General features: G+C 41.8%; 23 protein-coding genes. 12 read left to right on the forward strand and 11 right to left on the reverse strand.

Annotated elements, in window-relative coordinates:
* Positions 1 to 174: 174 nt before the first annotated feature.
* From KP803_RS11310 to KP803_RS11320, 3 genes are all read left to right on the forward strand, one after another.
* Positions 175 to 2,016: a mechanosensitive ion channel family protein gene (locus KP803_RS11310; RefSeq protein WP_248008938.1), complete on the forward strand. Its 1,842-nt coding sequence runs from the start codon at positions 175 to 177 to the stop codon at positions 2,014 to 2,016.
* Positions 2,017 to 2,133: 117 nt separating this feature from the next.
* The gene (locus KP803_RS11315) at positions 2,134 to 3,225 is read left to right on the forward strand and encodes an efflux RND transporter periplasmic adaptor subunit (RefSeq protein ID WP_248008939.1); all 1,092 of its coding nucleotides are present in this window, start codon (positions 2,134 to 2,136) and stop codon (positions 3,223 to 3,225) included.
* A complete protein-coding gene (locus tag KP803_RS11320) occupies positions 3,225 to 6,278 on the forward strand; it encodes an efflux RND transporter permease subunit (protein ID WP_248008940.1) in 3,054 nt (1,017 codons plus the stop codon). Before KP803_RS11315 ends, KP803_RS11320 begins: the two co-directional genes overlap by 1 nt.
* 347 nt (positions 6,279 to 6,625) lie before the next feature.
* On the opposite strand, the gene KP803_RS11325 is transcribed toward KP803_RS11320, so the two are convergent.
* From KP803_RS11325 to KP803_RS11340, 4 genes are all read right to left on the reverse strand, one after another.
* Positions 6,626 to 7,276 carry a MarC family NAAT transporter gene (locus KP803_RS11325; protein WP_248008941.1) on the reverse strand — a complete coding sequence of 217 codons (651 nt, stop codon included), beginning with the start codon at positions 7,274 to 7,276 and terminating at the stop codon, positions 6,626 to 6,628.
* 102 nt (positions 7,277 to 7,378) lie between these two features.
* Positions 7,379 to 8,770 carry a magnesium transporter gene (locus KP803_RS11330; RefSeq protein WP_248008942.1) on the reverse strand — a complete coding sequence of 464 codons (1,392 nt, stop codon included), beginning with the start codon at positions 8,768 to 8,770 and terminating at the stop codon, positions 7,379 to 7,381.
* A 256-nt stretch (positions 8,771 to 9,026) separates the two neighbouring features.
* Positions 9,027 to 9,956 (reverse strand): LysR family transcriptional regulator, encoded by a 930-nt coding sequence (locus KP803_RS11335; RefSeq protein WP_248008943.1) that lies wholly within the window; start codon positions 9,954 to 9,956, stop codon positions 9,027 to 9,029.
* Between the two features lie 504 nt (positions 9,957 to 10,460).
* A complete protein-coding gene (locus KP803_RS11340; protein WP_248008944.1) occupies positions 10,461 to 10,670 on the reverse strand; it encodes a hypothetical protein in 210 nt (69 codons plus the stop codon).
* Positions 10,671 to 11,146: 476 nt separating this feature from the next.
* On the opposite strand from KP803_RS11340, the gene KP803_RS11345 reads away from it, so the two are divergent.
* Entirely contained in the window at positions 11,147 to 11,527 is a 381-nt protein-coding gene (locus KP803_RS11345) for a hypothetical protein (protein ID WP_248008945.1), read from the forward strand.
* A 39-nt stretch (positions 11,528 to 11,566) separates the two neighbouring features.
* Here KP803_RS11345 and KP803_RS11350 read toward each other — a convergent pair whose 3' ends face one another.
* Positions 11,567 to 12,139 (reverse strand): DUF2913 family protein, encoded by a 573-nt coding sequence (locus KP803_RS11350; RefSeq protein ID WP_248008946.1) that lies wholly within the window; start codon positions 12,137 to 12,139, stop codon positions 11,567 to 11,569.
* 172 nt (positions 12,140 to 12,311) lie between these two features.
* On the opposite strand from KP803_RS11350, the gene KP803_RS11355 reads away from it, so the two are divergent.
* Positions 12,312 to 12,908 carry a hypothetical protein gene (locus KP803_RS11355; protein ID WP_248008947.1) on the forward strand — a complete coding sequence of 199 codons (597 nt, stop codon included), beginning with the start codon at positions 12,312 to 12,314 and terminating at the stop codon, positions 12,906 to 12,908.
* A 56-nt stretch (positions 12,909 to 12,964) separates the two neighbouring features.
* On the forward strand, positions 12,965 to 13,483 hold the full coding sequence (locus KP803_RS11360; RefSeq protein WP_248008948.1) for an NUDIX hydrolase: 519 nt from the start codon (positions 12,965 to 12,967) through the stop codon (positions 13,481 to 13,483).
* A 92-nt stretch (positions 13,484 to 13,575) separates the two neighbouring features.
* On the opposite strand, the gene KP803_RS11365 is transcribed toward KP803_RS11360, so the two are convergent.
* Entirely contained in the window at positions 13,576 to 13,893 is a 318-nt protein-coding gene (locus KP803_RS11365; RefSeq protein ID WP_248008949.1) for a DUF496 family protein, read from the reverse strand.
* A 189-nt stretch (positions 13,894 to 14,082) separates the two neighbouring features.
* Between KP803_RS11365 and KP803_RS11370 the strand changes: the two genes are divergently transcribed.
* The 6 genes from KP803_RS11370 (at position 14,083) to luxQ (ending at position 20,378) form a co-directional block, all read left to right on the forward strand.
* Positions 14,083 to 14,328 carry a hypothetical protein gene (locus tag KP803_RS11370; RefSeq protein WP_248008950.1) on the forward strand — a complete coding sequence of 82 codons (246 nt, stop codon included), beginning with the start codon at positions 14,083 to 14,085 and terminating at the stop codon, positions 14,326 to 14,328.
* A gap of 23 nt (positions 14,329 to 14,351) precedes the next feature.
* Positions 14,352 to 15,023 carry a YceH family protein gene (locus KP803_RS11375; RefSeq protein ID WP_248008951.1) on the forward strand — a complete coding sequence of 224 codons (672 nt, stop codon included), beginning with the start codon at positions 14,352 to 14,354 and terminating at the stop codon, positions 15,021 to 15,023.
* Positions 15,024 to 15,076: 53 nt separating this feature from the next.
* Positions 15,077 to 15,361: a GIY-YIG nuclease family protein gene (locus KP803_RS11380; protein ID WP_427916947.1), complete on the forward strand. Its 285-nt coding sequence runs from the start codon at positions 15,077 to 15,079 to the stop codon at positions 15,359 to 15,361.
* A 93-nt stretch (positions 15,362 to 15,454) separates the two neighbouring features.
* Positions 15,455 to 16,594 carry a conjugal transfer protein TraF gene (locus KP803_RS11385; protein WP_248008953.1) on the forward strand — a complete coding sequence of 380 codons (1,140 nt, stop codon included), beginning with the start codon at positions 15,455 to 15,457 and terminating at the stop codon, positions 16,592 to 16,594.
* Between the two features lie 98 nt (positions 16,595 to 16,692).
* On the forward strand, positions 16,693 to 17,823 hold the full coding sequence (locus KP803_RS11390; protein WP_427916945.1) for a substrate-binding domain-containing protein: 1,131 nt from the start codon (positions 16,693 to 16,695) through the stop codon (positions 17,821 to 17,823).
* Complete coding sequence (gene luxQ / locus KP803_RS11395; protein ID WP_248008954.1) at positions 17,823 to 20,378, forward strand: quorum-sensing autoinducer 2 sensor kinase/phosphatase LuxQ; 2,556 nt, start codon at positions 17,823 to 17,825, stop codon at positions 20,376 to 20,378. The genes KP803_RS11390 and luxQ overlap by 1 nt, the downstream gene beginning before the upstream one ends.
* Before the next feature lie 26 nt (positions 20,379 to 20,404).
* On the opposite strand, the gene KP803_RS11400 is transcribed toward luxQ, so the two are convergent.
* The 5 genes from KP803_RS11400 to yccS all read right to left on the reverse strand — a co-directional run bounded on the left by KP803_RS11400 (position 20,405) and on the right by yccS (position 25,773).
* Positions 20,405 to 21,031, reverse strand: a complete 627-nt coding sequence (locus tag KP803_RS11400) for a PilZ domain-containing protein (protein WP_248008955.1) — start codon at positions 21,029 to 21,031, stop codon at positions 20,405 to 20,407.
* A gap of 241 nt (positions 21,032 to 21,272) precedes the next feature.
* On the reverse strand, positions 21,273 to 22,532 hold the full coding sequence (locus tag KP803_RS11405; RefSeq protein ID WP_248008956.1) for a hydroxymethylglutaryl-CoA reductase: 1,260 nt from the start codon (positions 22,530 to 22,532) through the stop codon (positions 21,273 to 21,275).
* Between the two features lie 88 nt (positions 22,533 to 22,620).
* On the reverse strand, positions 22,621 to 22,974 hold the full coding sequence (locus tag KP803_RS11410; protein ID WP_248008957.1) for a hypothetical protein: 354 nt from the start codon (positions 22,972 to 22,974) through the stop codon (positions 22,621 to 22,623).
* A 191-nt stretch (positions 22,975 to 23,165) separates the two neighbouring features.
* The gene (locus KP803_RS11415; RefSeq protein WP_248008958.1) at positions 23,166 to 23,327 is read right to left on the reverse strand and encodes a hypothetical protein; all 162 of its coding nucleotides are present in this window, start codon (positions 23,325 to 23,327) and stop codon (positions 23,166 to 23,168) included.
* Between the two features lie 286 nt (positions 23,328 to 23,613).
* Positions 23,614 to 25,773, reverse strand: coding sequence for a YccS family putative transporter (gene yccS, locus KP803_RS11420; RefSeq protein ID WP_248008959.1), 2,160 nt, complete (start codon positions 25,771 to 25,773; stop codon positions 23,614 to 23,616).
* Positions 25,774 to 25,960 lie beyond the last annotated feature (187 nt).

The raw sequence follows: 25,960 nt of genomic DNA on the forward strand, positions 1-25,960 counted from the left end.
TAAATGTTTAACCATAGGTGTTTAGATACATGAGAAAAATAACCTCACAACCATTAATTCTTTATGGGAAGTTGCCATTCAAATATATCTACCTTTTCTTGTCTTCTTATGTGTTGGTCATGTGCGGCTTTTTATTTGCGATGGAAGGATTGAGTTGAAAGGAAGTAAATTTATATGAACCTAGCTCGTATCTCTTTACTAAATCAAAGGCCAATGATGCTAACTCGACTATTAACTCTTTTCTTTGCTATCCACATTGTTTTGTATAGTTCATTGGCTTACAGCCAAGATAAGCTCGGTTTTGTGGACACCGCGACGCCTGAAAGTACTTTGTCGGGCTTTGTTACGTATTCTGAACTCGTAATTAAGTATTGGCAGCTTGAACAACTTCATTTACCCGAAGCCCAACATGCTTATGCCCAAGTCATTCGAACTATGGATTTGTCAAACCTTCCTAACCGCAGTCGAACTGTGGTCGTGATGGAAAGAATCATTTTGCTGCATGAGATCCTAGATAGATTAGGTAAAGACGTTCAATTACATTCTTCAGTAATTACATCGCCAACAGATGACTCCACGAGCCAGTGGCGTTTAGGAAATACTGATATATTAATTGCCAAGCAAATAGATGGAGATAAAGTCGGCCAATATCTATTTACGACCACTTCCATTAATAGTTTATCCAAATGGTATCGTTTGATATTAGCGTCTACGGAGAAAAGTGAACATGAGGCTGACTTGTACCATGAGTTTTTAATTCGTCCTGGCCCACTGTTTTCAACTCCTTTAATCCAGTCTTTACCGGAAAGCTTTAATACCTTATACGCATCGATTCCTCTCTGGCAGTGGTTCGCTTTAGTCAGTGTATTTTTGTTATGTCGATTCATGATTAAGGTTAGCTTTTCTCTTGGTGAACGTTGGAACTTACGTTGGTATAGGAATGGGTTGAAATGGCAGGTTGGTCGGCAACTATCTCTGGTTGGGGTCGTGTTAATCCTGTTTATTACTCGAAAAGTGATTGATGACGGGATATGGATCACCGGGGGGATCTATCAGTTTCTGTCGACTTCATTCTTGATAGGGCAGTTTTTCTTTGTGGCTTGGTTAATCATGACCATCTTCAATTACTTCGCTGAGCTGTATGTGTTTAACAAACATGAAGGTAAATATGTCGACGCCTCTTTAATAACGGTACTCGCGCGCATTTTTGGTGGTCTCACGATCGTTATTCTAGGTATTTATCTAGTTGATTTTATGGGCTTCTCTATTTCCCCAATTGTCACGGGTTTAGGGGTGGGCGGTTTAGCGGTGGCTCTCGCCATTCGTCCGGTTTTAGAAAATGTGATTAATGGATTAACTTTGTACGCTGATGGTGGAATAAAAATTGGTGAACTGTGCCGTTATGGTAACAATCTAGGGACGATTGAGAGCATAGGGTTACGTTCTACGCGAATTAGAACGCTAGAGCGTTCTTTAATTACTATCCCTAATTCCGAGTTTGCCAATATGGAGATTGATAACCTAGAGCGCCGTGATAAACGTCGGATGGATCATCGCTTGAAGTTGCGCTCCGAGTTGACGCAAGATCAACTCAAACTCCTTGTCGTTGGTATCAGGCGACTGTTGTTACAACACCCCAAACTCGATGACGATCCTGTGAGAGCAAGGTTTGTTGGCGTCGGTGAATTTGCGATACACATTGATATACTTGCCTATATCATATGCAAAGATCATGACGAGTTTCTTGCTGTGCAAGAAGATGTGATGTTTTCGGTGATGCAGCAAGTTGAGGTGGTAGGGGCGCAATTGGCATTTTCTAACCAATATCAACTTGCTCAGGCACTTAAACCTATTGATGATGAACTCAAAGAGAAAGCGACCGAAACCGTAATGCAGTGGCAAGATAATAATAACTACCCATTTCCTGACTTTAGCTATGAATTTAAAGATGGAATTAAAGACAGTATTATATACCCAGCGAAAAACTCAGCGGTTCGCGCAAATGGGAATGGTTAATTAAACAAGCTTTACCGTAGGTGATTATCGCTAATTTGAATTTCTCTAATTCATCGTGTTTGCCTTCTATTTACTCCAAAGTAGCGTCAAAATATTTAAGCTACTTTGGAGATATCCATGCCTCGTGTTCGTCCTTCACGCATACTTCTTTCTTTTTCTATTTTACTTATGTCGACCGGGTGTTCGACCGAAGACTTACCACTGATAGGTGATACGCCTCGCCCTGTCCGTTTGACTGAAGTCCAGCCTGTGGGTCATCAAGAGATAAGACGTTTTCCTGCTCAGGTCTCTGCATCTAAGGAAGTTGAGCTCGCTTTTAGAGTGGGTGGGGAGGTGGTCGAATTTAACTTAAAACCGTCTCAACGAGTGACGAAAGGAGAGGTCATTGCTCGACTTGATCAGCGAGATTTTAAAACTGAAGTCGTGTTAAAAACAGCGGAGTTTGATTTAGTCAAAAGGGAATTCAATCGAGCGACTCAAATGATGAATCAGAATCTATTGGCTCAAGCGGAGTTTGATGGTATTCAGGCTCGTCTTCAAGTCGCACAAGGTGCTTTGCAACTTGCCCAAGATAGATTGAAAGATACGGTCATTACTGCGCCTTACAGTGGCCGAATTGCGACGACTCACATTGAGAACCATCAACAAATACAAGCTCACCAAGGTATCGTGACTCTGCAAGATCATGAAATGATTGATCTTACTATCCAGTTACCAGAGAGCATTATTAGCCAGATGAATGCTAAAAGAATTGACCCATATTACCAACCATTGGCAACGTTTAACGGTTCGTCGGTTTCTTACCCTGTGATTTACAAGCAGCACAAGACGCAAGCAACAACTGGTACACAAAGCTATGAAGTAACCTTTACTTTGGTCGCGCCAACAGATAATCATACGGTATACCCCGGAATGGGAGCAACGCTTCATCTCGACCTCGATAAAGTTATTATCGATAAACAAGAAGTGAAACACTTTGTCGTTCCTGCTAGCGCCATTCTAGACAATGACATGATTGGTCAGTCTCAGGTCTGGGTATTTCATAACGGGCAAGTTTCTCCGTTAGATATCACCATTCAAGGTGTTTCGTCACGTGGTGCGATTGTTTCAGGAGATCTTTCTCAGAATAGTTATGTGGTGAGCGCGGGTGTCAGCCAATTATTTGATGGAATGAGAGTCTCACCCATCGTTCGTGAGCGAGGTTTATAATGAACCTGACTAATTACGCACTTAAAAATAAAGTCATTAGCTGGCTAGTGGTTGCGATCTTATTAGTGGGTGGTGTGCTGTCGTTTCGTGGTTTAGGGCAACTGGAATTCCCTGCATTTCCTATCCCACAAGCTATGGTCAATACAACTTACCCTGGTGCGTCGGCAATGCAGGTTGAAGAAGAAGTCACCTTACCGCTTGAGCGTGCAATTTCTGAGCTCGAATATGTCAAAGATGTCGAATCTTTTACCAGCGCAGGGCTGTCTCAGATCGCGGTGGTGTTGAAAGAGACCATACAAGCAGAACAGCAACCTCAGGTATGGGATGAATTGCGCCGCAAGGTGAATGATATTCAACCAAAAATGCCGCCAGGGGTTAATCCATCGCAAGTCATTGATGATTTTAGCGATGTGTATGGCATTCTCTATAACATTACGAGTGATGAGTACAATTATCGCGAACTGCAAAATTATGGTGAATACCTTCAACGTGAACTTCTTACCATTAAAGGCGTTAAGAAAGTTAATTTAGCGGGGCTAGTCTCTGAACACATTGTGATTGAGATTGCTCAACAAGATCTCAATACGTTGAACCTTGATCCTGCGTGGCTATCTCGTTTGATTCAAAATCAGAATATGGTGTCTAACGGTGGTGATTTGCTACTTGATGGACAGTCGATACGTATCCATTCTTCTGGTGAGTTCAATGAAATTGAAGCGTTAAAGTCATTTAAATTTAGCCCGCCGGGAAGCAATGACCTGATCCAATTAGGTGATATCGCAGAGGTAAGCCGCCAGTTTCAGGATAAAGCTTATACCTTGTATCGTAGCAATGGTGAACAAGCCATTTCTCTTGGGATCTCGTTTGCGAACAGCGTCAATGTGGTTGATGTGAGTGAACGTGTCAGTAATAAATTGTCTGAACTCGATTTTGCTCGCCCAATCGGGATTGAATTAAACAAGGTGTACGACCAAGGCGATGCGGTTGATAAATCGGTATCTGACTTTGTGATGAGCCTAGTCGAAGCGGTATTGATTGTTATTGTCGTACTGTTATTTGCGATGGGCTTGCGTTCTGGCATTTTAATGGGGGCTATTTTATTACTGACTATCCTCGGTACCTTCATTGGAATGAGTATTCTAGGCGTTGAGATTCAAATCATTTCACTTGGTGCTTTGATCATTGCACTCGGGATGCTGGTTGATAATGCGATAGTGATAACTGAAGGTGTCTTAATCGGCCTGAAGCGTGGATTGACCAAACGTAAAGCCATTGAATCTGTGGTTAAACAGACCCAGTGGCCGCTGCTTGGTGCAACACTGATTGGTATTATTGCATTTGCCCCTATTGGCTTGTCTGCCGACGCAACGGGGGATTTCTTAGGGTCTTTATTCCAAGTATTAGCGATTTCTTTATTACTAAGTTGGGTGCTTGCTATCACGTTAACGCCGTTCTTCTGCGAACTGATGTTTAAAGAAGAAATCGCTGAAGGTGAGTCAGAGCATATCGATCCTTATCGAGGGCTGATATTTACCCTGTATCGCACGGTTCTTAATACCGCACTAAAAAACCGTGTCGCGACTATGGTTATAACTCTGGTCTTGCTTATTTCTGCTGTGATCGGGTTTGGCTCTGTAAAACAAGCCTTTTTTCCGCCATCGAATACGCCAATTTTCTATGTGGATGTCTGGCTGCAACAAGGCACAGACGTTCGTGAAACCGAACAGCGCCTAAAGCAAATTGAACGTACCGTGAGTGAGTTTCATGACGTTCATAATGTAACGACCGTCGTCGGTGCGGGCGCTCAACGATTCATATTGACTTATGCCCCTGAAAAATCATACAGCAGTTACGGGCAATTGATTGTTGAAGCGAAAGACTTAGCCGCGATCGAAACGATGTTGCCCCAGATGAAATCAAGGCTCGAAAGCCTACATCCGGATATTGATTTTAAGTTTAAGTTAATGGACTTGGGCCCTGCCCCTGCCGCTAAAGTAGAAGCACGCTTTTATGGTGCGGATCCACAGGTGTTGAGACAACTTGCTGCTCAAGCGAATGAGATCATGCGTAATGAGCCCAAAGCAACCGCGGTTCGTCACTCATGGCGAGAAAAAACTCAAGTGCTTGAACCGCAACTTGATGGCGCAGCAGCAAGGCGTGTTGGGATAACCAAGAGTGATCTTGATAGAACCTTGTTACGTAATTTAAATGGTGAGCAAATCGGTTTATTCAGAGATGGCAGTCATATCATGCCGATTGTGATGCGCGCGCCAGATGAAGAACGTTTTGATATCGACAGATTACCTGAGCTACAAGTGTGGAGCCAAGATCAAAGCCGTTATATCCCAATAACACAGGTTGTTTCCGACTTTAGTTTGACGACGGAAGACTCTCTAATTGTTCGTCGTAATTTTAAACGCGTGATTTCCGTTATGGCCGATGTGACGCCATTTGGTGATGATACAGCTGAGTCTTTACGCCGTTTGGTCGCTCCTCAAATCGAAGCGATTGAACTCCCTCAAGGCTATCATTTTGAGTGGGGCGGTGAATATGAAAGTCAGCAAAAGGCGACCAACAACCTAATGGGTTCATTGCCAATGGGATACCTGATCATGTTCTTGATTACGGTCTTGTTATTCAACACCATTCGTCAGCCTTTGGCTATTTGGTTGACAGTACCACTGGCATTAATTGGTGTGAGTGCGGGCTTACTATTAATGAATATTCCGTTCTCGTTCACGGCATTGCTAGGACTATTGAGCTTATCAGGCATGATTGTGAAGAATGGTATTGTGTTGGTGGATCAAATCAATATCGAAACCGATCAAGGTTCAAACCTTAACCGTGCGATTGTGGATGCGAGTGTGAGTCGCGTGCGACCGGTCTGTATGGCGGCAATTACTACCATGTTAGGTATGATCCCGCTGGTATTTGATGCCTTCTTCCAGTCGATGGCAGTGACCATCATATTTGGACTTGGGTTTGCCACGTTGTTAACATTAATCGTACTGCCTGTGATTTATGCCTTGCTGTATCGAGTAAGCTATCGTTAACACGTCAATGTTTAATACCTCTCATTAGAAAAGAACGTCCAGAGTTGTTAAAGATAAAGCTGATGCCAACAATGTTGGTGTCAGCTTTTTCATTTGTGTACTTTGAATCAGATGTGTAGGTAATACGTTTTGTCAGATAATTTAGTGCCAACTTATGGGCAATTGATGCGTGAGCAAAGGTAAGTTTTCAGGCAGGAATGAAGTTCAAGCGGGCTATTGGAAAATGATTGGGTGTAATTAATAGGGGTAAGCATCGTGGTCGTTGGAACGAAAACAGGAACTCTTTATATTAAATGGCCCCCACATTGTAGGCTCTCAATCTACAGCGTGGGGTAGATGACACAGAATTAAAGCAATGCGCCGATGTCTTGTACGATCTCAGTAATACCGATAGTAAAGAACTGCACACCCATACAGATAAGCAGAAAACCCATAATTCGGGTAAACGCGTTAATCCCATTTTGGCCCAGTGCTTTAAGTAACGGGTAAGCCATGCTGAGAATAAAAGCGGCAATTAAGCTAACGACCCCAAATCCAGCTATCACCCCAGTATAAATACTAATTTTTTCTAATTCTTCTTCACTGGATGCGATTTCAGCGGCAAGGCTAATGATCAGTGCCATTGTACCGGGCCCGCACAGCGATGGAATGGTAAGTGGCACCAATGCGATGGAATCTTGTCCGACACTGCCGTCCATACTTTCTGGTTTTGGAAACAGCATGTTGAAGCCAATCGCACAAATGATAATCCCACCACCTAAACGTAAGCTTGGAATGGAAATACTAAATAACTCAAGAACAGAAGCGCCAATGAAAAAGGTAATGCACATGGCGATAAATAAATAGAGCCCAACAGTTTTCGCTTGTGAAACGATGTAACTCTTGTCTCGGCCTTTACTTAAGCCAAGAAGAACGGTGGCAGCAGCTGGCGGGTTCATCATCGGCAACAAGCCGAGAACGGTGAGAGTCAAATAGGTGAATAACGTTTCTAAATGCATACGGTTCTCTTTAAATTTTGGTGGATTTCTGTGTAATTGGTGGCGTTTAAATTATTAGGAGATGGTTTAATATCGAATCTAAGTAATGACTAAGTAACGAAGCTAAAGAAGCATTAGCTGGGCGAGATACAGAACACTAAAGAATGAAATCGCGTCGGTTAATGTGGTAAGTAGTGGACTGGATAGCATGGCTGGGTCGAGGTTGACGCGCTTCAGAAGTAGAGGCAAGGCACCACCGATCATGACAGCTAAAGTGGACGATATGGTGTAGGCAGTAGCAACCAGTACCGGTAATAAATGACCTTGCTGGCCATGTGTAAACAACATGAGTAGAGCAATAACCAGACCAATAGCTAGACCATTTATAGCGCCAATAGGCAACTCTTTGGCGACGACAAATAACCAGTCTTTAGCGGAAATATGCTTAGTCGATAGCTCTCGAATCGAAACGGCAACGGATTGGTTGCCCGCAGCCCCAGATAGATTAGCCACTAAAGGCAAAACGGCGGCTAATACGGCAACTTGCTCGATAATATGTTCAAAGGAAGCGATGATCGATACGGCGGCGTAGCTCAAGATTACCGACGGAAGTAAAAAGGTGAGGCGTCGGATATTACGCGGTAATAACGGCATAGTACGAAATTCATCGCCACCAAATATACCGCTTGTTTCACGTTGTTGTTGTTCAGATTTTTCATATAACGCCTGGTTTAATTGCGTGTGACCAACAATGCCAATTTGAAAACCGTGTTCGTTGATGACAGGAACGGTAGAGTGTGAGGTAGAGTCGAGCACACTTTTTAATGATTGGAGATCAAAACTTGCTGGTACGGTGGGAACACCTCTATCAATGTGGTCAATCAATTTGTCCCAAGATTGAGCAAGAAACAATTCTCGAGTTTTGATTGTACCTAAGTAGTTGCCATGCTTATCGTGCAGGTAAACGTAACGCCATTCGATTCGTTCTGAGCTTTTTTCACCTTCACGCAAGATAGTTTCTAAGTCGGAAACGGTTGCCCAACTTTCCAGTTTAATGATCTCATTTTTGCAAATACGTCCGACGGAGCCATCAGGAAATGACATCGCAGCTTTTTCTTCGTTTTCCCAAGTTTCGGGCAGGGAGGATTCAAGGGCTTTATGAAGCGATTTAGGTAAGCTGCGTAATAGAGAGCGGCGAACGTCTGAACGCATATGTAAAAGAATGTCTTTTGCACTGTCGATCGGAAGGTTTGAAAATAAAAGAGCACGCTCTGGCTCGGTTAAGTAATCCAGAAAGTCAGCAGCCAAATTCGGCTTTTGAGTACAGAGCAGCTCCCAAAACCGTGCACACTGTGCGCTGGTGAACTTTCTTATCACAAATGGAAGATTGGTTAGGTTTGCACTTTCTATCTGTTTGATAATGCAATCACTCGTACCAGACTGCATTGCTGAAATCAACTCGGAGTACAGTTGCTCTGCTTCTGAGTTAGGTAATGGGACGGTTATTAAGGTCATGATAAATGGCTACACTTCAATGTAATTTTGTTTATGGATAACTCGAATAGAGAGGGCTATGAAAGCAATCACCATTGGTGTCAAACTGGCGGGTAGTGATTTGCTTATAGTTTATGGTTGTGGGGAGAGGTTGAATATGAATTGGAGAAATTCATAAATGCATGAGTATTCACCTCAAATCTGAGCTTCACTCATCAACGGTATTCTTGACACGTACAGCTTCGTTGTACTGGTTGAGTAACTTGAGATTAAGAGGCTACTTTTCTGGTTGAACTATCTGATCGAAGTAGCTTTGTATTGTTTGGTGCAGCAGCTGGTTCAGTGGAAAACCACGTTTAGATTGTAGGTATCCGCCGTTTATTTGAATCGTTCTCATCTCTTTAGGAACTTTAGGAAGTGGGTAACAACTCAGCTCGGGATCATTATCAGTCACTAACGTACTGCCAAAAGACAAGGCGTCAGAATGTTTTAATTCATTAAGTAACACTCGTATACTGTGAGTTGATAAAACGATATTAGCTTTATACCCTCTCGCCAAGTAAAAATCTTCAACAGGGGCGCGCTTTGAGTTAATCCCATCAGCCAGTATCCGAGTGATAGGGAGGTGATGGATGTCTTCTAGGGCGCTACTCTTACTCAATACTGGATGATCTTTACGAGCAATCAGGCAGAGTTTTATTTCTTTCAAACGGTGCTGATATACCTCTTGTGGCAATTGGTACTGAGAAAAAAGGAGTAAGTAATCTATTTGACCATTAAGCATTTCATTTAAGCTTTGTTCTTGCCAATAAACCAATTTAAAACTGGCGACAGGTAACGCTTCTCTTAGAGCACTAAAAATGCCATCTCCCCATTGTTCAAGCATGAAAATGTTCATTGCGACTGATATTTCACCAGTAAATGTTTGAGGGTCAAAATTTTGATAAGACTCAACGACTTTAACCAATGGTGTGAACATTTCATCGGCCGCTTCGGCAAGTTTTTCGGCAAGTTCTGAAGGTTCGACACCATGAGCTTTACGGATAAAAAGCTGATCGCCAAAGGTTTCTCTGAGCTTAGCTAAACCGCGGCTTACACTCGTCTGAGATATTCCTAATCTGTCCGCAGCTTGATGTGTGTTACGTGTTTCCACAACGGCTTGCAATAGCTTCAGCAGGTTTAAATCTAAATCGCGAAGTTCTTTCATTGTCAGCTCTTATCTATTGAGAGACTTCCATTGTAGTGTTCGATGAGAATGACGCAAACATCTTTCTGTTCAATGGTAAGTTTGAGAGCTGAATGGCCAGTTGACGAATATCGAATCCGAGTAAAAAGTCAGCGGCAGGATAGCGCCATTACATATTTACCAAATGCGCTTTACCTAGTTTGTCAGTTCACAAAGATATTAACTTATGGCAGTTTAGCTAAAAAATAAGATAGGTCTGTTTTTACATTTTGAATATTTAGGGAGCGATTTTAGCGGCTCGTATTTTTCGAATGGAGGAGAGTGATTTGGAGTGCTGTAAGAAGAGTGAAAAAACAAATTTGATTTATTGAGCCGCAGGCTGTTTTCTTTATAGAGGAATTAAAGAATAAACAGCGGAACTGATATTTAGTGAGCGAGGGTGAAACTGAAATGCATGCGACTAAAAAATCGTTCAATTGCGGCTTTGTACTGATTTGTTTTTACTTTACGTTTTACTTCTGCTCATCATAGGACTGTGAAATGTCCTAATTTGGCACCTGAGACCTTCATAACATGACCGATTTGTGAAACTTCATCGAATTGGAAGTTTATGGGGCTGCTGAGGTTTTGGAGCTTTGGCAATATATGGCGAAGTAAAATATCACTGTTGAGCTGGTGTATCTCTGCGACCCAAGATAGGTCTTCGTTGTATAAGTTTATTTCTATTTTGAACATTTATTTCCTTTTGAATGAAGCGTGTTTTTCTTGTTTTTTAATGTGTACCAATGGATTTGGCGGCTCGTTCTTCGAGACATAGTGTGTACCTTTTTAATAAATTAATTAAGTTCTTATCCTAGATTTAACATTTCAATATGAAACATTTATGAAGGACAAATTGGTTTGGTCTAATTAAAAAGCTATTGAATGAACGATTGAGGTAAAGCTGACGCAGAGAGGGTTGTACGAGGTTATCGAGAACGATCTATGAGGGAACTTGGACTAAATGTAACATTAACAACTCTTAGGTAAGAGCCAAGGTTGCACTATACTCCAACTTTTCAAGATAGCTAGTGTTTCAGTGCATATTTTTATACTTAGTGATTGGTAATCACCCAAATCCTCACATTATGATTTTAATCCTCAGATCAAACTGCCAAAAAATTAAGAAAATACGCTATACTGTGTTTCTGTACAGTTGTTTTGGTTTTGCTATGTATCAATCTATTCAAGTTAGTGTCGGTTTTAGTCTTTTTAAGGTAAATGAACAAGGGCCGATAGGGGTAAACAAAAACAATGACGGAAAGGTAACGGCACTCTTAAAGCATGGTAATCAATTTTCAGCGCCGTTTGGTGGTTTCATTGAGGCAAAGAATGTTATTGGTCTTAAACGAGTCAAGCTGATTGATATTAAGTATCTATGCACAGATGCAGAAGCAGAGGTTGTTGAATACGTTATACAAAAAGATCACTACGTCGTCGGCACATACCGAGACAGCAGGCTCTACATTCTACTGTTTGGCGGAGATCCTAAGCATCACCAAATAAGAGGCAAAGATCAGGATGGGAAAAATAATGTGGTTGGGTTGTTTTGATGTGTAAATTGAGGCTTATTGCCTTTTTGATTTACCGCGTTAACAGCGGAGTAATTCAATGCGTAAGTGCTGTTCATCTTCATAAGCAACAATGGCTTGAAAATGAGCATCTTGTTCCACGATATCTGAGAATAGATCTTTACGCGCCATATCCCCAATAAACAGAAGCTGAGTTGTTCGGGTCATCAGCCCGTCTTCATCAAAGCTGGCGTTTAGGCTTTCATCGACAACACAAATGAGTACGTCACCAAATCGAGCGTCCAGATCGATATCTTTCGCCAAAGAGTACTGCACTTTAGTTTTAAGCTCAGATTCAACACGCATAATAAGGTTTACAAACTGATGCAAATCGGTCGCGCAGGTTTCGACTAAGCTTGCATGCTCAAGTCCAAGAAACGCTTCAAAATCAATATTCGGGCGGCGACCCGCTAAAAGCCACTGCTTTGTGGTTTTCTTTACCGCGCGAAAACGGCTGCTCTTAACCACTGGCTTAATAAATTGAACCAGCAACTGATTTTTATCAGCAGTGCTTAAGTGGCGTTCAAGTTTTTTAAATTCAATGTGCAGTAATGCGTGGGTACTGATGTCTAAGAGTAGTTGTGATGGGTGCATGTAAATATAAAGTAACGATAGATGCCAAAGATCATAACATACTGAAACGGTGTAGAGTTACCCCTGTTTTGGTATTAAATCACTTATTTTCATTGTGATGGCATCTCTTTGGTGCATCTATTAAGATGTGCGCCTATCGCCATGAATAAAGTTATTAGAGAACGAGTTTTAAATGAGTGAACTGACGCCCCAACAAGAACAGGCAATTGCAACGTTTAAGAGTAATCTTCACCTGCCTAATGATGGCTTTCACACTTTGATTACCGAGCTTTGTAAGGAGTACCAACTGCCATTCCAAAAGGTTCGCTCAACGGTTGTTAAAGCGCAAAGAACGGTAGAGAAGCGGATTCGTCATGAGTTTGAGCAATTGAATGACAATGATTTAACCAAAGAGCAATGGTTAAAATCGATTAACCTGTCGCTTGTGGCGCTTGCCAAAGATAATCAGTCGGTGATGGAACGGTTAGAGTCAGACACTAACTATGTCAAAGCCCTTGAAATGTTAGACTCTTCGATAGACTCTGAGGATCATCGTGAAGAGCTCCTTGAGCTCCTCTATTTGGCTTACGAGAAAACGGTATTTAAGCCGCTGGCGGCGATGCTTCATACTAACCCGCTATATTGGAAATTGATGCTGGCGGAAGAGTTATATCAAATGACTGAAGAGACTCGACAAAAATTCAGTGATTACCCTCAATACATGGAAGCGGCTGAGACACTATTTGAGCTTGACCAAAAGGCACGAGCGTTAGAGCTCGGCATGAAGTAACCGCAAGTATTCTATTGTGGTACTATCGCGCACATTAAATTTTACGAAGATTCATTATGAGACACCTAACCACCATGGTTCATCCTAGTTTAGAGCACTTAGATGAACAGTCTATTTATAAGCGAAATGCCGCGAGAGCGATTGTTATCGATGGCGAAGATATCTTGCTTCTCTATACTGAGCGTTATCACGATTACACTATTCCTGGTGGTGGTTTAGATGAAGGGGAAGATGTCATCGCGGGTATGGTACGTGAGCTTGAAGAAGAGACAGGAGCTCAGAACATTCATGCGATTAAGCCGTTTGGTATCGTTGAAGAGTTTCGCCCTTGGTATAAAGATGATGCTGATGTCGTGCACATGATCTCGTATTGTTATACCTGCAAAATTGACCGTGAACTGGGCCAAACTAACTACGAAGATTATGAAATTAAGAATGGTATGAAAGCATTGTGGATCAATATTCACGATGCCATTGCTCATAACGAAAAGACCATTGCTGAGAGCGATAAGAAAGGCATGAGTATTGAGCGTGAAACCTTCTTACTGCATCTGATCGCTAAAGAGATGATCTAAACCACACTGACCAGTTGTTGAAAAGCAAAGGTCTCTAAAACAAAAAATCCGAGTCTAGAGAGACTCGGATTTTACTTTATAAAGAAGCGAAATTATTTTTTAGCTTGGTTTGTCTGCTTGTCTTCTTCAGTCAGTTCGCGGATACGACGGCTGATATCACGACGCGATTTTGAGATTTCTGCGCTCTTGATGATGTGGTCATCAACACGGTCTTCGTAATCGGCTTTCATGTTCTTCACGATAGCAACAATCTCATCGTGGCTCATGCCTGAGTGGATGTAGTCTAGTAAGTTTTCCAGAAGATCAACACGCTTACGGTTATCACGAACCTTCTTTTCATTGTCTAAAAGTTCACGTTTCAACTTATTCTTACGACGTGCTTGGCTTACGATTTCTAATACACTACTCATAGGTTTCTTTTCCTAAAAAATTAACGTTAACTACCACCGATTAAAGCACAACACCTTGAGACATAAAAGGCTTAAGATCAATACGGGCTAGTTCTTGTCCAATTAATCAACAACTGTTCATGAACACGTTGTTTTATCAAGCGGAGTCGCTATATTATGACGTTAAATTGAAAGAGAAATGAAATTCCCATGAATCGTTCAGACATTATCATTCCGATAGAGACGTATGCAGAAGCTGCGGATGACGCCTGCCAACAAGATATGAATGCCCAGACTGCAGAGCAACCATCGACGCTTTTAAGTAAGTTGGGTACTGCTTATCGTTCTGAACGACATAAGCTTGAAGTTACTGAAATTGAATTGAATCGCTCTCGCATTTTTATGATGGATAAAAATGGCAATATGAAAGTTGTACCACTAATGTCATCACATTAGTGGCGATAAATAAGGAAAATACAATGACCATAGAACTAAGCCCTATCGAAGCTCGAATTATCGGTTGCCTAATTGAAAAAGAAGTCACCACGCCTGACTACTATCCACTGACTCTCAATAGTTTAACCACCGCGTGTAATCAAAAAAGTAATAGAGAGCCGGTTATGGCGCTGACTGATGCAGACGTTCAAGATGCGTTAACAGGTCTAATTTCTAAGCGTTTAGTGAGTGATGAAAGTGCTTTTAATAGCCGTACAAGAAAATATAGTCATCGCTTTTGTAATACCGAGTTTGGAGATTTGAAATTCTCTGAGCAAGAGCGTGGCATTGTTTGTTGTATGCTTCTTCGAGGTGCACAGACACCCGGTGAAATTAGAACCAGAACAAACCGTTTATGTCAGTTTACTGATGTAAGAGAAGTAGAAGCAATTTTAGAGGCTATGAGCCATCGTGAAGCGGGAGCCTTGGTGGTCAAACTGCCTAGAGAAGCGGGTAAACGTGAATCTCGTTATCAGCATCTGTTTAGTGGTGAGGTTGATGTAGAGGCTTTAGCTGCGGCAATGCCAGCACCAGTCGCGGGAAACTCTAGAGTTGATCAATTAGCGTTAGAAGTTTCAGAGTTAAAAAGTGAACTAGCGAGTCAAAAAGCAGACATTGCCGAGCTTAGAGAACTCATTGAAAGCTTAACAAGTTAATGCCCCACGACTCTGCGTTAGAAACACACATAGAGTTAACCGTGAATTCAGATATGAGTTCTAACTGGTACGTCTATTTGGTTAGGACACCGAATAACTCCCTCTATTGCGGTATTACTACTGATGTAGAACGTCGCTTTAAGCAACATTGTGAAGGTAAAGGTGCGAAGGCGTTAAAAGGTAAATCACCGTTGATCCTTGTCTGGCATGACAAGGCTGGCAGCAATCGAAGTGAGGCTTCTCAAATTGAGTACCGTCTTAAACAATTACCCAAATCTAAAAAAGAAGCACTGGTTCTAAAAAAAATAACCTTAGATAACTCAATTAACTCTAATTAATCATTTTAAAAACAGATGGTTATAAAATGTCGGTGCAAGTTGTGATCATGTATTAACCTTATTATGGGAACATTAAAAAAGGTTGGTAAGGAAATGAAACAACTAACAAAAATATCAGTGGCGTTCGGCTTATCTCTTTTAACTACACACTCTCTAGCCGCTACGTCTGTTGCGGATGCGCGAAGTAACGGTATGGGTAATACAGGAGTGAGTACTGCAGATTATCTATTAGCACCATTTCACAATCCGGCATTAGTTGCCGTCCATCGAGATAACGACCGTTTTGGCGTACTCTTTCCAGGGGTAGGGGCAAATGTTAGGGATACCGATAATACAATTGACGAGATAGATGACCTCCAAGATACGATCCAAAATTATGAGAATGGTGATGTAAGCGCAATTGAGACGCTAAACAGTCAACTGGATGCATTGGAAGGAAATAAACCAATTGTTGCAAGCGGGGGGGCAACAGCAGCCGTCGCTATTCCACTAAATGCCCTTTCGATGAACGTATTCATACGTGGTTATGCTGAGGTATTAGCGTTTCCAGACATCGAGCCTAATACAACACCTGTTCCAGATCGATATGAAGACTCTACCGTTGATATGGTGGCGTTTGGTTATAGTGAATTTGGGGTCGCGTTAGCTAAGCGGTTCTCTTTTGCGGGGCAAGATATATCACTCGGGGTGACACCAAAGTTCCAAGATATGACCACCTACAAACAGGTTTTAAGTGTCGAAGATTTTGATATTAGTGATTATGACCAGAGTGAAACATCAAAAAGCTCATTTAACTTAGATCTTGGTGCTGTATGGTTTTACAATCAATTTAGAGCTGGGATTGCGGTTAAAGATCTGTTTTCCCAAACTATTGATACCGTTGTTGCTGTTAATGGTGCTACTCAATATAAGCTAGATACTCAGGTAACGGTATCAGGTGCGTATACGATGGATTACTTTATCGCGACGATGGATTGGGATTTAACCGATCAGTCACGTTTTAGCGGCTACGATGATGACACTCAGTTCTTGCGCTTTGGAGTTGAAGGAAATGCATTTGGTTGGGCACAACTTCGTGCGGGCTACCAAATGGATTTAGAAGATACGCTTGATGACTCTCTGACCGCCGGTATTGGGATTAGCCCCGGGGACTTAGTAAGCCTTGATTTTGCAGGTAACTATGCAGGGGATAACCAATATGGTCTTTCTGCGAATCTGGCGTTTACTTTCTAATAGTGCCTTAGCGCGTTGAAATTTAGTGGAGAAATGCAATTAATTACATTTGCGCTCTTACCTTTCGTGATAAGAGCGCCTATAGTAGCCACCCAAATATGAAAACTATCTTAACGACAACGCTTATGCCGTTTATTTTAAAACTTCTTGCTTTCGTTTTCTGTCTGACATCATTTTCTATTAATGCACACTCTACACAAGAGTTATCAGACTACTGGGATTACAATGAGTATTTAGACGCTCACCCTGTACAAGCTGAACTTACCGATCATTTTACAAAACTGGTACGTGATGAACCAAAGCCACTTAGAGTGGAGCAACAACGACCGGTGATTATCTCCCTTGTCTATCCAGGTGATCAGATTTCAGATTATTGGGTGAGAAATATCAAAGCGTTTGAAGTACGAATGAAAAAGCTTGGTATCGATTACGAGTTAAATCCGGTAAAAACTCGAGTAAATAGCGATACTAGGCAACAGAATCAATCGTTAATGGAAGCACTGAAAAATAAGTCTGATTACTTGGTGTTTACTTTATATACCGCAAGGCATCGAAAGTTCATTGAACATGTCTTAGGCTCTACGGACACTAAACTGATTTTACAAAATATTACCTCTCCAGTAAGAGCATGGGATGATCGCCAACCTTTTATGTATGTTGGCTTTGATCATGTACAAGGAACAAAAATACTAGAAAACCACTTTAAGAGAACGGTTCCTAAAGGAAGTTCATATTCAATGCTCTACTACTCTAAGGGCTATATTAGTGATGCAAGAGGCGATACCTTTATTGAGGGGATGACTCATCATGGCGACTATCATCTTGCTTCGTCATTTTATACACAGGCAAACAGAGATTCAGGGTATCAAGCAGCAATTAGAGCGATTAAAAACCAATCCGATATTTCATTCATCTATGCGTGTTCAACCGATGTTGCTTTAGGCGCAGCACAAGCGTTAAAGGAAGCGGGTCGACAAGATATCCACCTAAATGGTTGGGGCGGTGGTAGTGCGGAACTTGATGCGATTGAGTCGGGGGATCTAGATGTGACAGTCATGAGAATGAACGACGATACGGGTATTGCAATGGCAGAAGCGATTAAACTCGATTTAGAGGGAGCAAGTGTACCGCTACTTTATTCTGGAGAGTTTGAGCTAGTAACGACTGAGGATGTAGGGACAAGAATTGACGAATTAAAGCGTCATGCATTTAGGTATTCAGATCTGTAATGTATCTTCAATTATTTTCAAAAAACAAAACGATTAAGCTTGCCACATTAATTACACGTGCTGTTTATACGGTCATGTTAGTCGTTACGCTTTTTGTGCTTTTTCAGAATTTTCAAGCGACATCCAGAGCGGTAGACAACGAGATAGAAAGAACGAGAGTTCAAACAAACAGCTTAGTTCAAGCTCTGTTTAATTTAGAGCTGACATCATTAAGAAGCCAGCAAGACAGCTACAGCCGTAATGATACCTTGGTTCATGCTTTAAACACGGGCTATGTTGAGCTGCTTGATGAGTTCTTTGCCAATATAGACGAGTTAAACCCGCAACTGACACCAGACTTTCGCTATATTATTGCCAATGAAGAAATATCTTGGGGTGATAACAGCTATACGTTTTTTGGTATTGAAGAAGAGTCTCTGATCGAGTTTAGCCATGATCTGACTCGAAGCAATAATTGGCACTTAGTCAAAACCCCCTCATTATTGGGTACCAAGCATTTATTGATAAGGCGAACGCCAATTGTTGATTCAAGAACCGGTGAAGTGTTGGCAATGTACTATATTGGTACGGTACTCAACCAAAACTACTCCTTGATTGACGCATTGAAAGCAGACAGTAACTCAGACAGTGCAATTATGGTTATTGATGGTGAGGTTATAGCTTCGACCATCGTAAATCAAAATACGGCGTACACTGAAGAACATGTCCTTACTCGTTTCGCTGAGCAATCAAATTCTGAAAACTATATTGTGATAGAAACACCGCTTAAAGTGAGCGGAAGTGAAACATCTATCGTTATTTATGCGGTTCAACAAAACCTGTCTGCCGCCGCCTTTCTTCAGCACTACAACTTCTTAGGCCGAGTTTTACTCATTTTTATGCTTATTTTAGGTGCTGTGACATGGTATTGGTTTAACAAGCGAGTATCCCTTGAACTTGCGTCTTTGACTCAATACACAACACAAGCGGTCACAAAGCGAAATAATATTACGTTCACTGGTAGCCCAATCAAGGAATTCGATCAAATTGGTCATACGTTAGAGAGCGCCTTAAAGCGTTTAACCGAACAAGAGAAGCAGTTTGAAGATCTGTTTAATTTCTCTCTGTCACCCATCTTATTTTGGAGTGTTGATGGGCGGGTAAAGAAGATAAACCCCGCAGCTGAACGACATTTCAGTGCCTTTAAAGCGCAGGATGAGACGTACCAACAGCTTGTCGATAATCTATTTCCTCAGATAAAAATGGCGGCACAAGGTGCAACATTAACAGGGGTCAATATTCCTATTGGCGAGCAAGTATTTCGTTGGAACCTTTCTCCGGTAATTTTAGATGAAGAAGTTAAACTGGTCATTGCACAGAGCCAAGATATCACAAGCCTGATTGCCGCGGAGAAGCAGAGTGAATTGGCACGTGTAGAGGCGGAAGAACTCGCCAGAGTCAGGGCCGACTTCTTAGCCAAAATGAGCCATGAACTACGCACGCCTCTTAATGGGATTTTGGGGGTATCACAACTGCTTCGAGATTCATCTATCGACGCCAAGATGCTTGAGAATGTCAATGTTCTTTGTAACAGTGGTGAGCATCTATTGGCGGTTCTTAACGATATTTTAGATTTTTCTAAAATGGATCAAGGGAAGTATTCAATCCAGGTATCCGAATTTGACCCTATTGAGACACATCAAGCGGTCGATAAAATTTTCTCATCATTGTGCAATGAGAAAGGCGTTGAATTTATAATAACCACTGACTTTTCCCAAGGTACCGTCATTTCAACAGATAAAGTCAGGCTAACTCAAATCCTGTTTAATCTAACCAGTAATGCAGTGAAATTTACTCATAAGGGCACCGTTAAAGTTGCGCTTACCCATAGCAATAAAGGCGAAAACTCAACGCTGCATATTGCGGTTTCTGATACCGGCATTGGTATTGAAGAAGCCTATATAGATCGAGTATTTGAACCCTTTGTTCAGGCCAGTGAGTCTACGGCCAGAGAGTATGGTGGAAGTGGTTTGGGGTTAACCATTATTAAGAACCTGGTTGAAATACTTGGTGGTGAGTATCAAATACGAAGTGAGTTTGGGGTGGGAACATCGTTTACCGTTGATTTACCAATCCGATGCATTGAAATTGAAACAGTGGCTGAACAAGCGTTGGTAGCAATTTCACCAGAGAGTTTATTTGATCGAGAGTTAAATGTACTTCTAGTGGAAGATAACCATACTAATGCGTTTATCGCGCGAGCGTTTTGTGAAAAATACGGTATGAATATTACTTGGGTGAAAGATGGGCAAGAGGCAATTGATGAGGTTAAACGCAATACGTTCGATCTTATACTGATGGATAACCAACTGCCTAAAGTGGATGGGGTTGAAGCCACACGAATTATAAGAGAAGAGTTAAACAATCAGGTACCTATCTTCGCCTGTACAGCCGATGGTCATCAAGATACAAGGCAAGATTTTATGAGTGCGGGTGCCAACGATATTATTCTAAAGCCAATTAAAGAACACGAACTCTATCAGGCCTTTGAAAATCTAAAAAAAGAGTATTTGTAAGGCGATTAATCAGAATATGAATACGATTACAAACTGTCAGAGTTGACGGCTAGCTCTAGTACTTTGCGCTTAATGTTATCATCCATTTCAATCTTTTGATTAAAGTGGACACCGATTTTATGTCCATCTTTATGCTTCTGAATATTGGCAATCGTATATTTGATTGTTTGTTTAATGAGGTTGGTAACATCGGACTCAACCTCGATAACACTACTCAGTGTTAGTTCATTTTCACCCGCTACAAACAACGCACACCCTGAGATTGAAATGTCGATTAAATGTGCGTGATAGGTTTTCGTCCCTTCACAAATAGTTGCTGGAATATCGAACGAGAAGCGCTCGTCAGTACGTGCTGGCTTAGAAATAAAGTGTTTAGGGATACGCAAAAACATAAGACTTGCTGGGCGAGATATTTTATTCAGTATGCGTGTTTTGAAAGCGATGACATGACCAAGCTTGGTGTTGCAAATACCACGAATAATGATAGAAACATTGTCAGTCTTTCTCATCAAAAGCGCTTCTCTTGCTTTCGATGGAATATCAATAATGATGTAGTGGTCAGTTTTGAAACCAATGATGTGTGTTGGAAACGAAAAACTGTCTCTTGGACCAAACTCTATCGACGCTGAGAACTTAAGCCCAGGTACGAGCAAAGGATAAAGGTCATTAATTGAGTTTGAATTTGGCGCCATAAGAAATAAAGGTGATTATTCAATGGTTAAATTATACACCGCATAATAAGGGGCGGTGTAAATTTGTTAAATTAAGCACCATAACCGAGAACAAGCTAACAATTTACATAAGAGAAGCGTCAATATGGTTAAGGTGCTCTAGAGCAAGATGTAAATGTCCAATTGTGTTGTGTTAATCACTGTTACCTCGAATTTCAAACGCTTACCGAGCGAGCTTATGATGCGCTCTTGAAAAGTGCCCAGCACAAAATGCGCCTACGATCGAAAGTTCGCCAGCCAAACAGAGTACCGCAGCGACTTCAGCCAACGCTTGTGATTTTCCATTGCCATGCAGCCCAAGTATATCAAGACACGCTTTTTGACTGGGTAACCCAGTGCCACCGCCGACCGTCCCAACCATGATATTTGGTAGTGTCACACTTGCATATAGTCCGCCATATTTATTGATCTCCATTCGCGTCATTCCCACTGCGGATTCGCCCACACATGCCGCATCTTGACCACAGGCAATGTAGAGTGCAGCGAGCGCATTCGCGTAATGAGCATTGATACCAATAGTGCCGCTAAGCGCCCCTCCGACTGTTGTCATCTGCCCAAACTGCATCATTTTTTCAGGGGTTGTATGAAGATACTTAGCAATGAGTTCTTTTGACAAGTGGACTTCTGCGGTGACTTTTTTCCCTCTCACACTGCGTAGAGAGTGAGCATTCGGTTTTTTGTCACCCGATAAATTACCATCTAAAAATGCGTATTCAGGAGCAACAGGGGTCGTTGACAAAATGTATTCAAAGACAGCGTTGGTCGCGATGGTGACCATATTTTGACCAGAAGCGTCGCCAGTTAAAAATTCGAAGACCAAATACACATGGTTACCTTCGATATTGACATTAATATCGGTCAGCTTGCCGTGTGATGTCGTAGATTGGGCGATGTCTTTAAAGGTGTCGTACTGGGAGACGATCCAAGCCACAAACTCGCCGGCTTCTTTCAAACTATAGAAAGCGAAACCAGGGGTACGAGTAACACCTTCATTGAGTAGCATGGCACTCGCACCACCCGCTGCTGTGATTAACTGCGAGCCACGATTATAAGATGCAACGAGTGCCGCTTCGGTTGTCGCGAGGGGGACTAAGTAATCATCTTGAGCAAATAACCCGTTGACTCGCAAAGGCCCCGCGATTCCAACGGGAACTTTGACTGTACCGATAAAATGCTCAATGTTTTTAGAGTAGGCATCTTTTTGTTCTAAGGTCGATGGATCGAGGAGCTCTGACTTATCAGTCATCGATTCTAACCTGCTCCAACGTTTCTCTAGGTTTCTTTCGGTGAGGTAAGGGCTAGGGGTTAGACGAAGGGACGACTTACTGAGATTAGGCTTAAATATTTGCTCTAATTTAGTGGATTCATCATCCTGAATCAGAATGGAAACATAATCACGTCGATGTAAATTGAGTTTAGGCATAGTAAGTCAAATCTATTATTTTCCTGCGATTTTACTGTGAAAGTGAATAAACTCAACGCCTGTTATTCACTTAATACCAAAAAAAGAGCTAAATATGAATATCAAGCAGAGTCCCAATCATATCTTGATCTCTTTGTAACATGTTTGTTCCGATCTTGTTGTATTGGTGGGCTTGACTGAGTTCAATTAGTGGGTCAATCAATGGGGGCACTGATTCTTCGTTAGCGTCGAATTTAACTTTGTTGAATGCCAACTCGCTATCAGCTGCTGAGTATGCGCTATTGATACCAGAGGGAGAGATCTTGGTTTCATTAGGGTCGATTTCTGCCTCGAAAGAGGGCGGTGGTAGGGATTGTTGTTGGATTTCACGTGCAGCGTCTTCAGTCATCCGAGATGACTGCTCAATAATATGATATCCAGACTGAATATTAGACACTGACATAGGGCGACCTCTACTATTAAAAGCTTAAGACCCGTTTGCTATTTTCGCAAGTTGTGCTAGCTGGTTGTAAACACGTCGCACATGCTAGAAACTTGTCAGAGTAGGTAACGTCAACGCAATGCTATTGATATATAAAGAGATTAGGCGTAAGAATCGCGTTTGTTAAACAGGGTTCTTATCATTTATGGTGTTTAGTTGAAAAGACTAGTAATAAGATTAAGCTCTTCATCGGTCACTAGTTTGGTCTGTGATGTACTTAAGTTACTGTGAATTTCATTCTGGAGTGACTTAAGTTGTTGCGGCGTCAATAATTCCAGCTGCATTTTTAGCTGTTCGAATTGAATCTGTGTCATGTTTGCTCCCCTCATCGTGGGCTCTTTGCCGCTACCTTGGCCTATCAAAACTCTTTCATCCTGAATAAAGCGTAATGGTTAACACAAATACTATGGAATGAGAGCGCAATGAATGTCCGAATAACGTAAATGTTATGTCAATCAGTGGCGTTATTCCTTATGGAATCTTGGTTAGTTAGGTGTAGATATTGAAGGGGTACATAAAGATAGAGAAGAGCCACTTAGATAATGACTCTTCTCTGAAAACTAAAATATAGGTAAGTGTATAACGCTTGTCAGCCTATCGTTACGATGTTTTTGTTCTCACCGCAAGTTTTGAGGCTAGCGAATGAAGCTCTGGAATCATACGGTAGACTAGGTGAAGCTGCTGCAAAACCATTCTTGCAGAATTCTCGTCATCTTCTCTCCATTCGTTCAGTCGCCTTGTGAGGTCCAATTCATCAACCAGTGTGATGTCGCAACTGTCACATTGGTTGTTTAGCTGTTGCTGAATCATATTCAGGTGCTTATGAACAACATTGTAAGTGTCGAGTATGAGCTGGTGGATCTCTAGATCGTTAATTCGTGTTCTATGAGCACCAAGTGCAGAAACATAGCTAAGTAATGCATGGTTTAGAGTTAGGAATCGAAAACTCTCATCGATTGCAGTTTGATATTTACCCGGTTCGGCTAGCATGGCGTTAATGGCGTACGTTAGGTTAGCATCATTGTCATGAGCACTGCGACGAGCAACACGGTAATTGAGAGTGTCCTTTTTACCTATTCGATATTGAGCGATGACCTGTCCTAAATATTGGTTATTTGCTTTAACTGCACTTGCCATGACTTTATGTAACCTTTTAGATTGCCAGTCAGGGAAAATAAACATGACTGCTGCTACGGCTAATGAACAACCAATCAATGTATCAGTTAAGCGTGGCAGTAAAACGGCGTACCCTTCACCTAGTTGGTTGAAACAGAACAGAACCAGAAGAGTAATAAACCCCGTTGCAAAACTGTAGTTATTCATCCGGAATGCAAAGAACATGACACCAGACAAAATGATCAGAACGAGTTGGCTCTCTTGCGAAGGAAACAACATCAGCAGGGGGGCACCAATAAGTAAGCCGGATACCGTTCCGATGACTCGAGCGGTTAGCTTTTGTTTGGTGGCGCTGTAGTTAGGTTGGCACACAAACAATGTGGTCAACAAAATCCAATACCCACGTTCAAGTTCAAAGAATTGAAGTATGGTGTAACCGAGTGTTAATGCGATTGACAGGCGCACGGCATGCTTGAACAGCAAAGAGTCTTTGTTGAAATTGCTCTTAATACGTAGCCACATAGTTTTGAGGGTATGGGCATCGGTATCAAACAAGTCACTCTCTTCTAATTGATTTACCTCAGGTGAACTCACATGGTTGAGCTGCTTCTCGACAGTGGTGAGGTTATTGAACAGATAGCCTAATTGAGCGAGTGACACTCTAGATTTTGGCTGCTCATTCTCTTTTAGGTGATTGAGTGAGGCCTGAAGTTCATCGAGCGCCGTAATGGATTCTTGCGGGTGTTCATAAGGACGCCCTAAGCGAATGGACTGTGCGATGTTTCGGCACGCTCTGGCTTGTGACTCTAATACATGCTTAAAGCGGAACATCACATCGGAACGCTGGAAATCTTGCGCCAGTTCTTGGTAACGATAATGGCTTGAGCTAACACGCTCATGAATATCCTGAGCAAGAAAATAGGTGTTCATATAGCGACTATTACGACTGTCGACGCGGCCTCGTTTTGAACGTGCTAATAGCGTCGATTTACACTGGTTTAAGGCCGTAACTGTCGTGGCATTGAGCTTTGCCTCGGCAATTCTGTGTGGCTGTGGGATTAAGTTGGAAACGGGATGAAATAGATTACTTTTCGATTCCAAGTAATGAGCCAGTTGTAGAAATACATTCGCTAGATTCTGCTGTACATGCTGCATTGGCCATACAATGTGCCAAATCATCGACATAAAGTAATACCAAGCCGCGCCACTTATCAGCAATAAAGGTTGGAACCAGATGTTGGTACTGTTGTGCGCACCTAACATGGCATAAACAGCAATGAGCAAGGAACCAAATGCAATACTGGCGTAACGAGGGCCAATGGCACCGAGCATAATAAAAGTAAAGGTCGAAAGCGTTAGACCTAGAGCAAACAGGATTGGGTGATTAAAGAGAATTTCAATTGAAAAAGCAGCAAAAGCGAAACAACACAGTGTTAACAGTGATGATTTAAGCCGGCCTGTAAATGAATTGTCATTTTCAGCAAGTGCTGCGGCAATAACCCCAAGAATAAGCGGAATGATTAGAGAGTTAAGCTGATAATACCAAGCAGGGATAACGACCCCTAATAAGGTAACTAAAATGAGGACGCTGTAATTTATGGTTTTGTTTGCCCAATATTGGCGAATTTGATTGGAAAGCGGCACGATTACTAGCTTTAAGTAGAAAAGGGCAGTGTATCGGTTTTAACGAAAGGACGCTAACCTAATGAGCCTCAAACGAAACCGTTAAACCTAATTTATTGATCTTAATTAATTTCATATCGAAACCTTCAAATTTTGACATTATTTTATTATTAGGACTAACGCCTGTAATATACTCATCCAACAGCAA

The organism is Vibrio amylolyticus (assembly GCF_023145695.1).
In the GTDB taxonomy this organism is placed as follows: domain Bacteria; phylum Pseudomonadota; class Gammaproteobacteria; order Enterobacterales; family Vibrionaceae; genus Vibrio; species Vibrio amylolyticus.

Bases quoted from the DNA above. Each gene is read 5' to 3' on its own strand.
- KP803_RS11310 (WP_248008938.1), top strand. From the start codon at position 175: ATGAACCTAGCTCGTATCTCTTTACTAAATCAAAGGCCAATGATGCTA.
- KP803_RS11315 (WP_248008939.1), top strand. From the start codon at position 2,134: ATGCCTCGTGTTCGTCCTTCACGCATACTTCTTTCTTTTTCTATTTTA.
- KP803_RS11320 (WP_248008940.1), top strand. From the start codon at position 3,225: ATGAACCTGACTAATTACGCACTTAAAAATAAAGTCATTAGCTGGCTA.
- KP803_RS11325 (WP_248008941.1), bottom strand. From the start codon at position 7,276: ATGCATTTAGAAACGTTATTCACCTATTTGACTCTCACCGTTCTCGGC.
- KP803_RS11330 (WP_248008942.1), bottom strand. From the start codon at position 8,770: ATGACCTTAATAACCGTCCCATTACCTAACTCAGAAGCAGAGCAACTG.
- KP803_RS11335 (WP_248008943.1), bottom strand. From the start codon at position 9,956: ATGAAAGAACTTCGCGATTTAGATTTAAACCTGCTGAAGCTATTGCAA.
- KP803_RS11340 (WP_248008944.1), bottom strand. From the start codon at position 10,670: ATGTTCAAAATAGAAATAAACTTATACAACGAAGACCTATCTTGGGTC.
- KP803_RS11345 (WP_248008945.1), top strand. From the start codon at position 11,147: ATGTATCAATCTATTCAAGTTAGTGTCGGTTTTAGTCTTTTTAAGGTA.
- KP803_RS11350 (WP_248008946.1), bottom strand. From the start codon at position 12,139: ATGCACCCATCACAACTACTCTTAGACATCAGTACCCACGCATTACTG.
- KP803_RS11355 (WP_248008947.1), top strand. From the start codon at position 12,312: ATGAGTGAACTGACGCCCCAACAAGAACAGGCAATTGCAACGTTTAAG.
- KP803_RS11360 (WP_248008948.1), top strand. From the start codon at position 12,965: ATGAGACACCTAACCACCATGGTTCATCCTAGTTTAGAGCACTTAGAT.
- KP803_RS11365 (WP_248008949.1), bottom strand. From the start codon at position 13,893: ATGAGTAGTGTATTAGAAATCGTAAGCCAAGCACGTCGTAAGAATAAG.
- KP803_RS11370 (WP_248008950.1), top strand. From the start codon at position 14,083: ATGAATCGTTCAGACATTATCATTCCGATAGAGACGTATGCAGAAGCT.
- KP803_RS11375 (WP_248008951.1), top strand. From the start codon at position 14,352: ATGACCATAGAACTAAGCCCTATCGAAGCTCGAATTATCGGTTGCCTA.
- KP803_RS11380 (WP_427916947.1), top strand. From the start codon at position 15,077: ATGAGTTCTAACTGGTACGTCTATTTGGTTAGGACACCGAATAACTCC.
- KP803_RS11385 (WP_248008953.1), top strand. From the start codon at position 15,455: ATGAAACAACTAACAAAAATATCAGTGGCGTTCGGCTTATCTCTTTTA.
- KP803_RS11390 (WP_427916945.1), top strand. From the start codon at position 16,693: ATGAAAACTATCTTAACGACAACGCTTATGCCGTTTATTTTAAAACTT.
- luxQ (WP_248008954.1), top strand. From the start codon at position 17,823: ATGTATCTTCAATTATTTTCAAAAAACAAAACGATTAAGCTTGCCACA.
- KP803_RS11405 (WP_248008956.1), bottom strand. From the start codon at position 22,532: ATGCCTAAACTCAATTTACATCGACGTGATTATGTTTCCATTCTGATT.
- KP803_RS11410 (WP_248008957.1), bottom strand. From the start codon at position 22,974: ATGTCAGTGTCTAATATTCAGTCTGGATATCATATTATTGAGCAGTCA.
- KP803_RS11415 (WP_248008958.1), bottom strand. From the start codon at position 23,327: ATGACACAGATTCAATTCGAACAGCTAAAAATGCAGCTGGAATTATTG.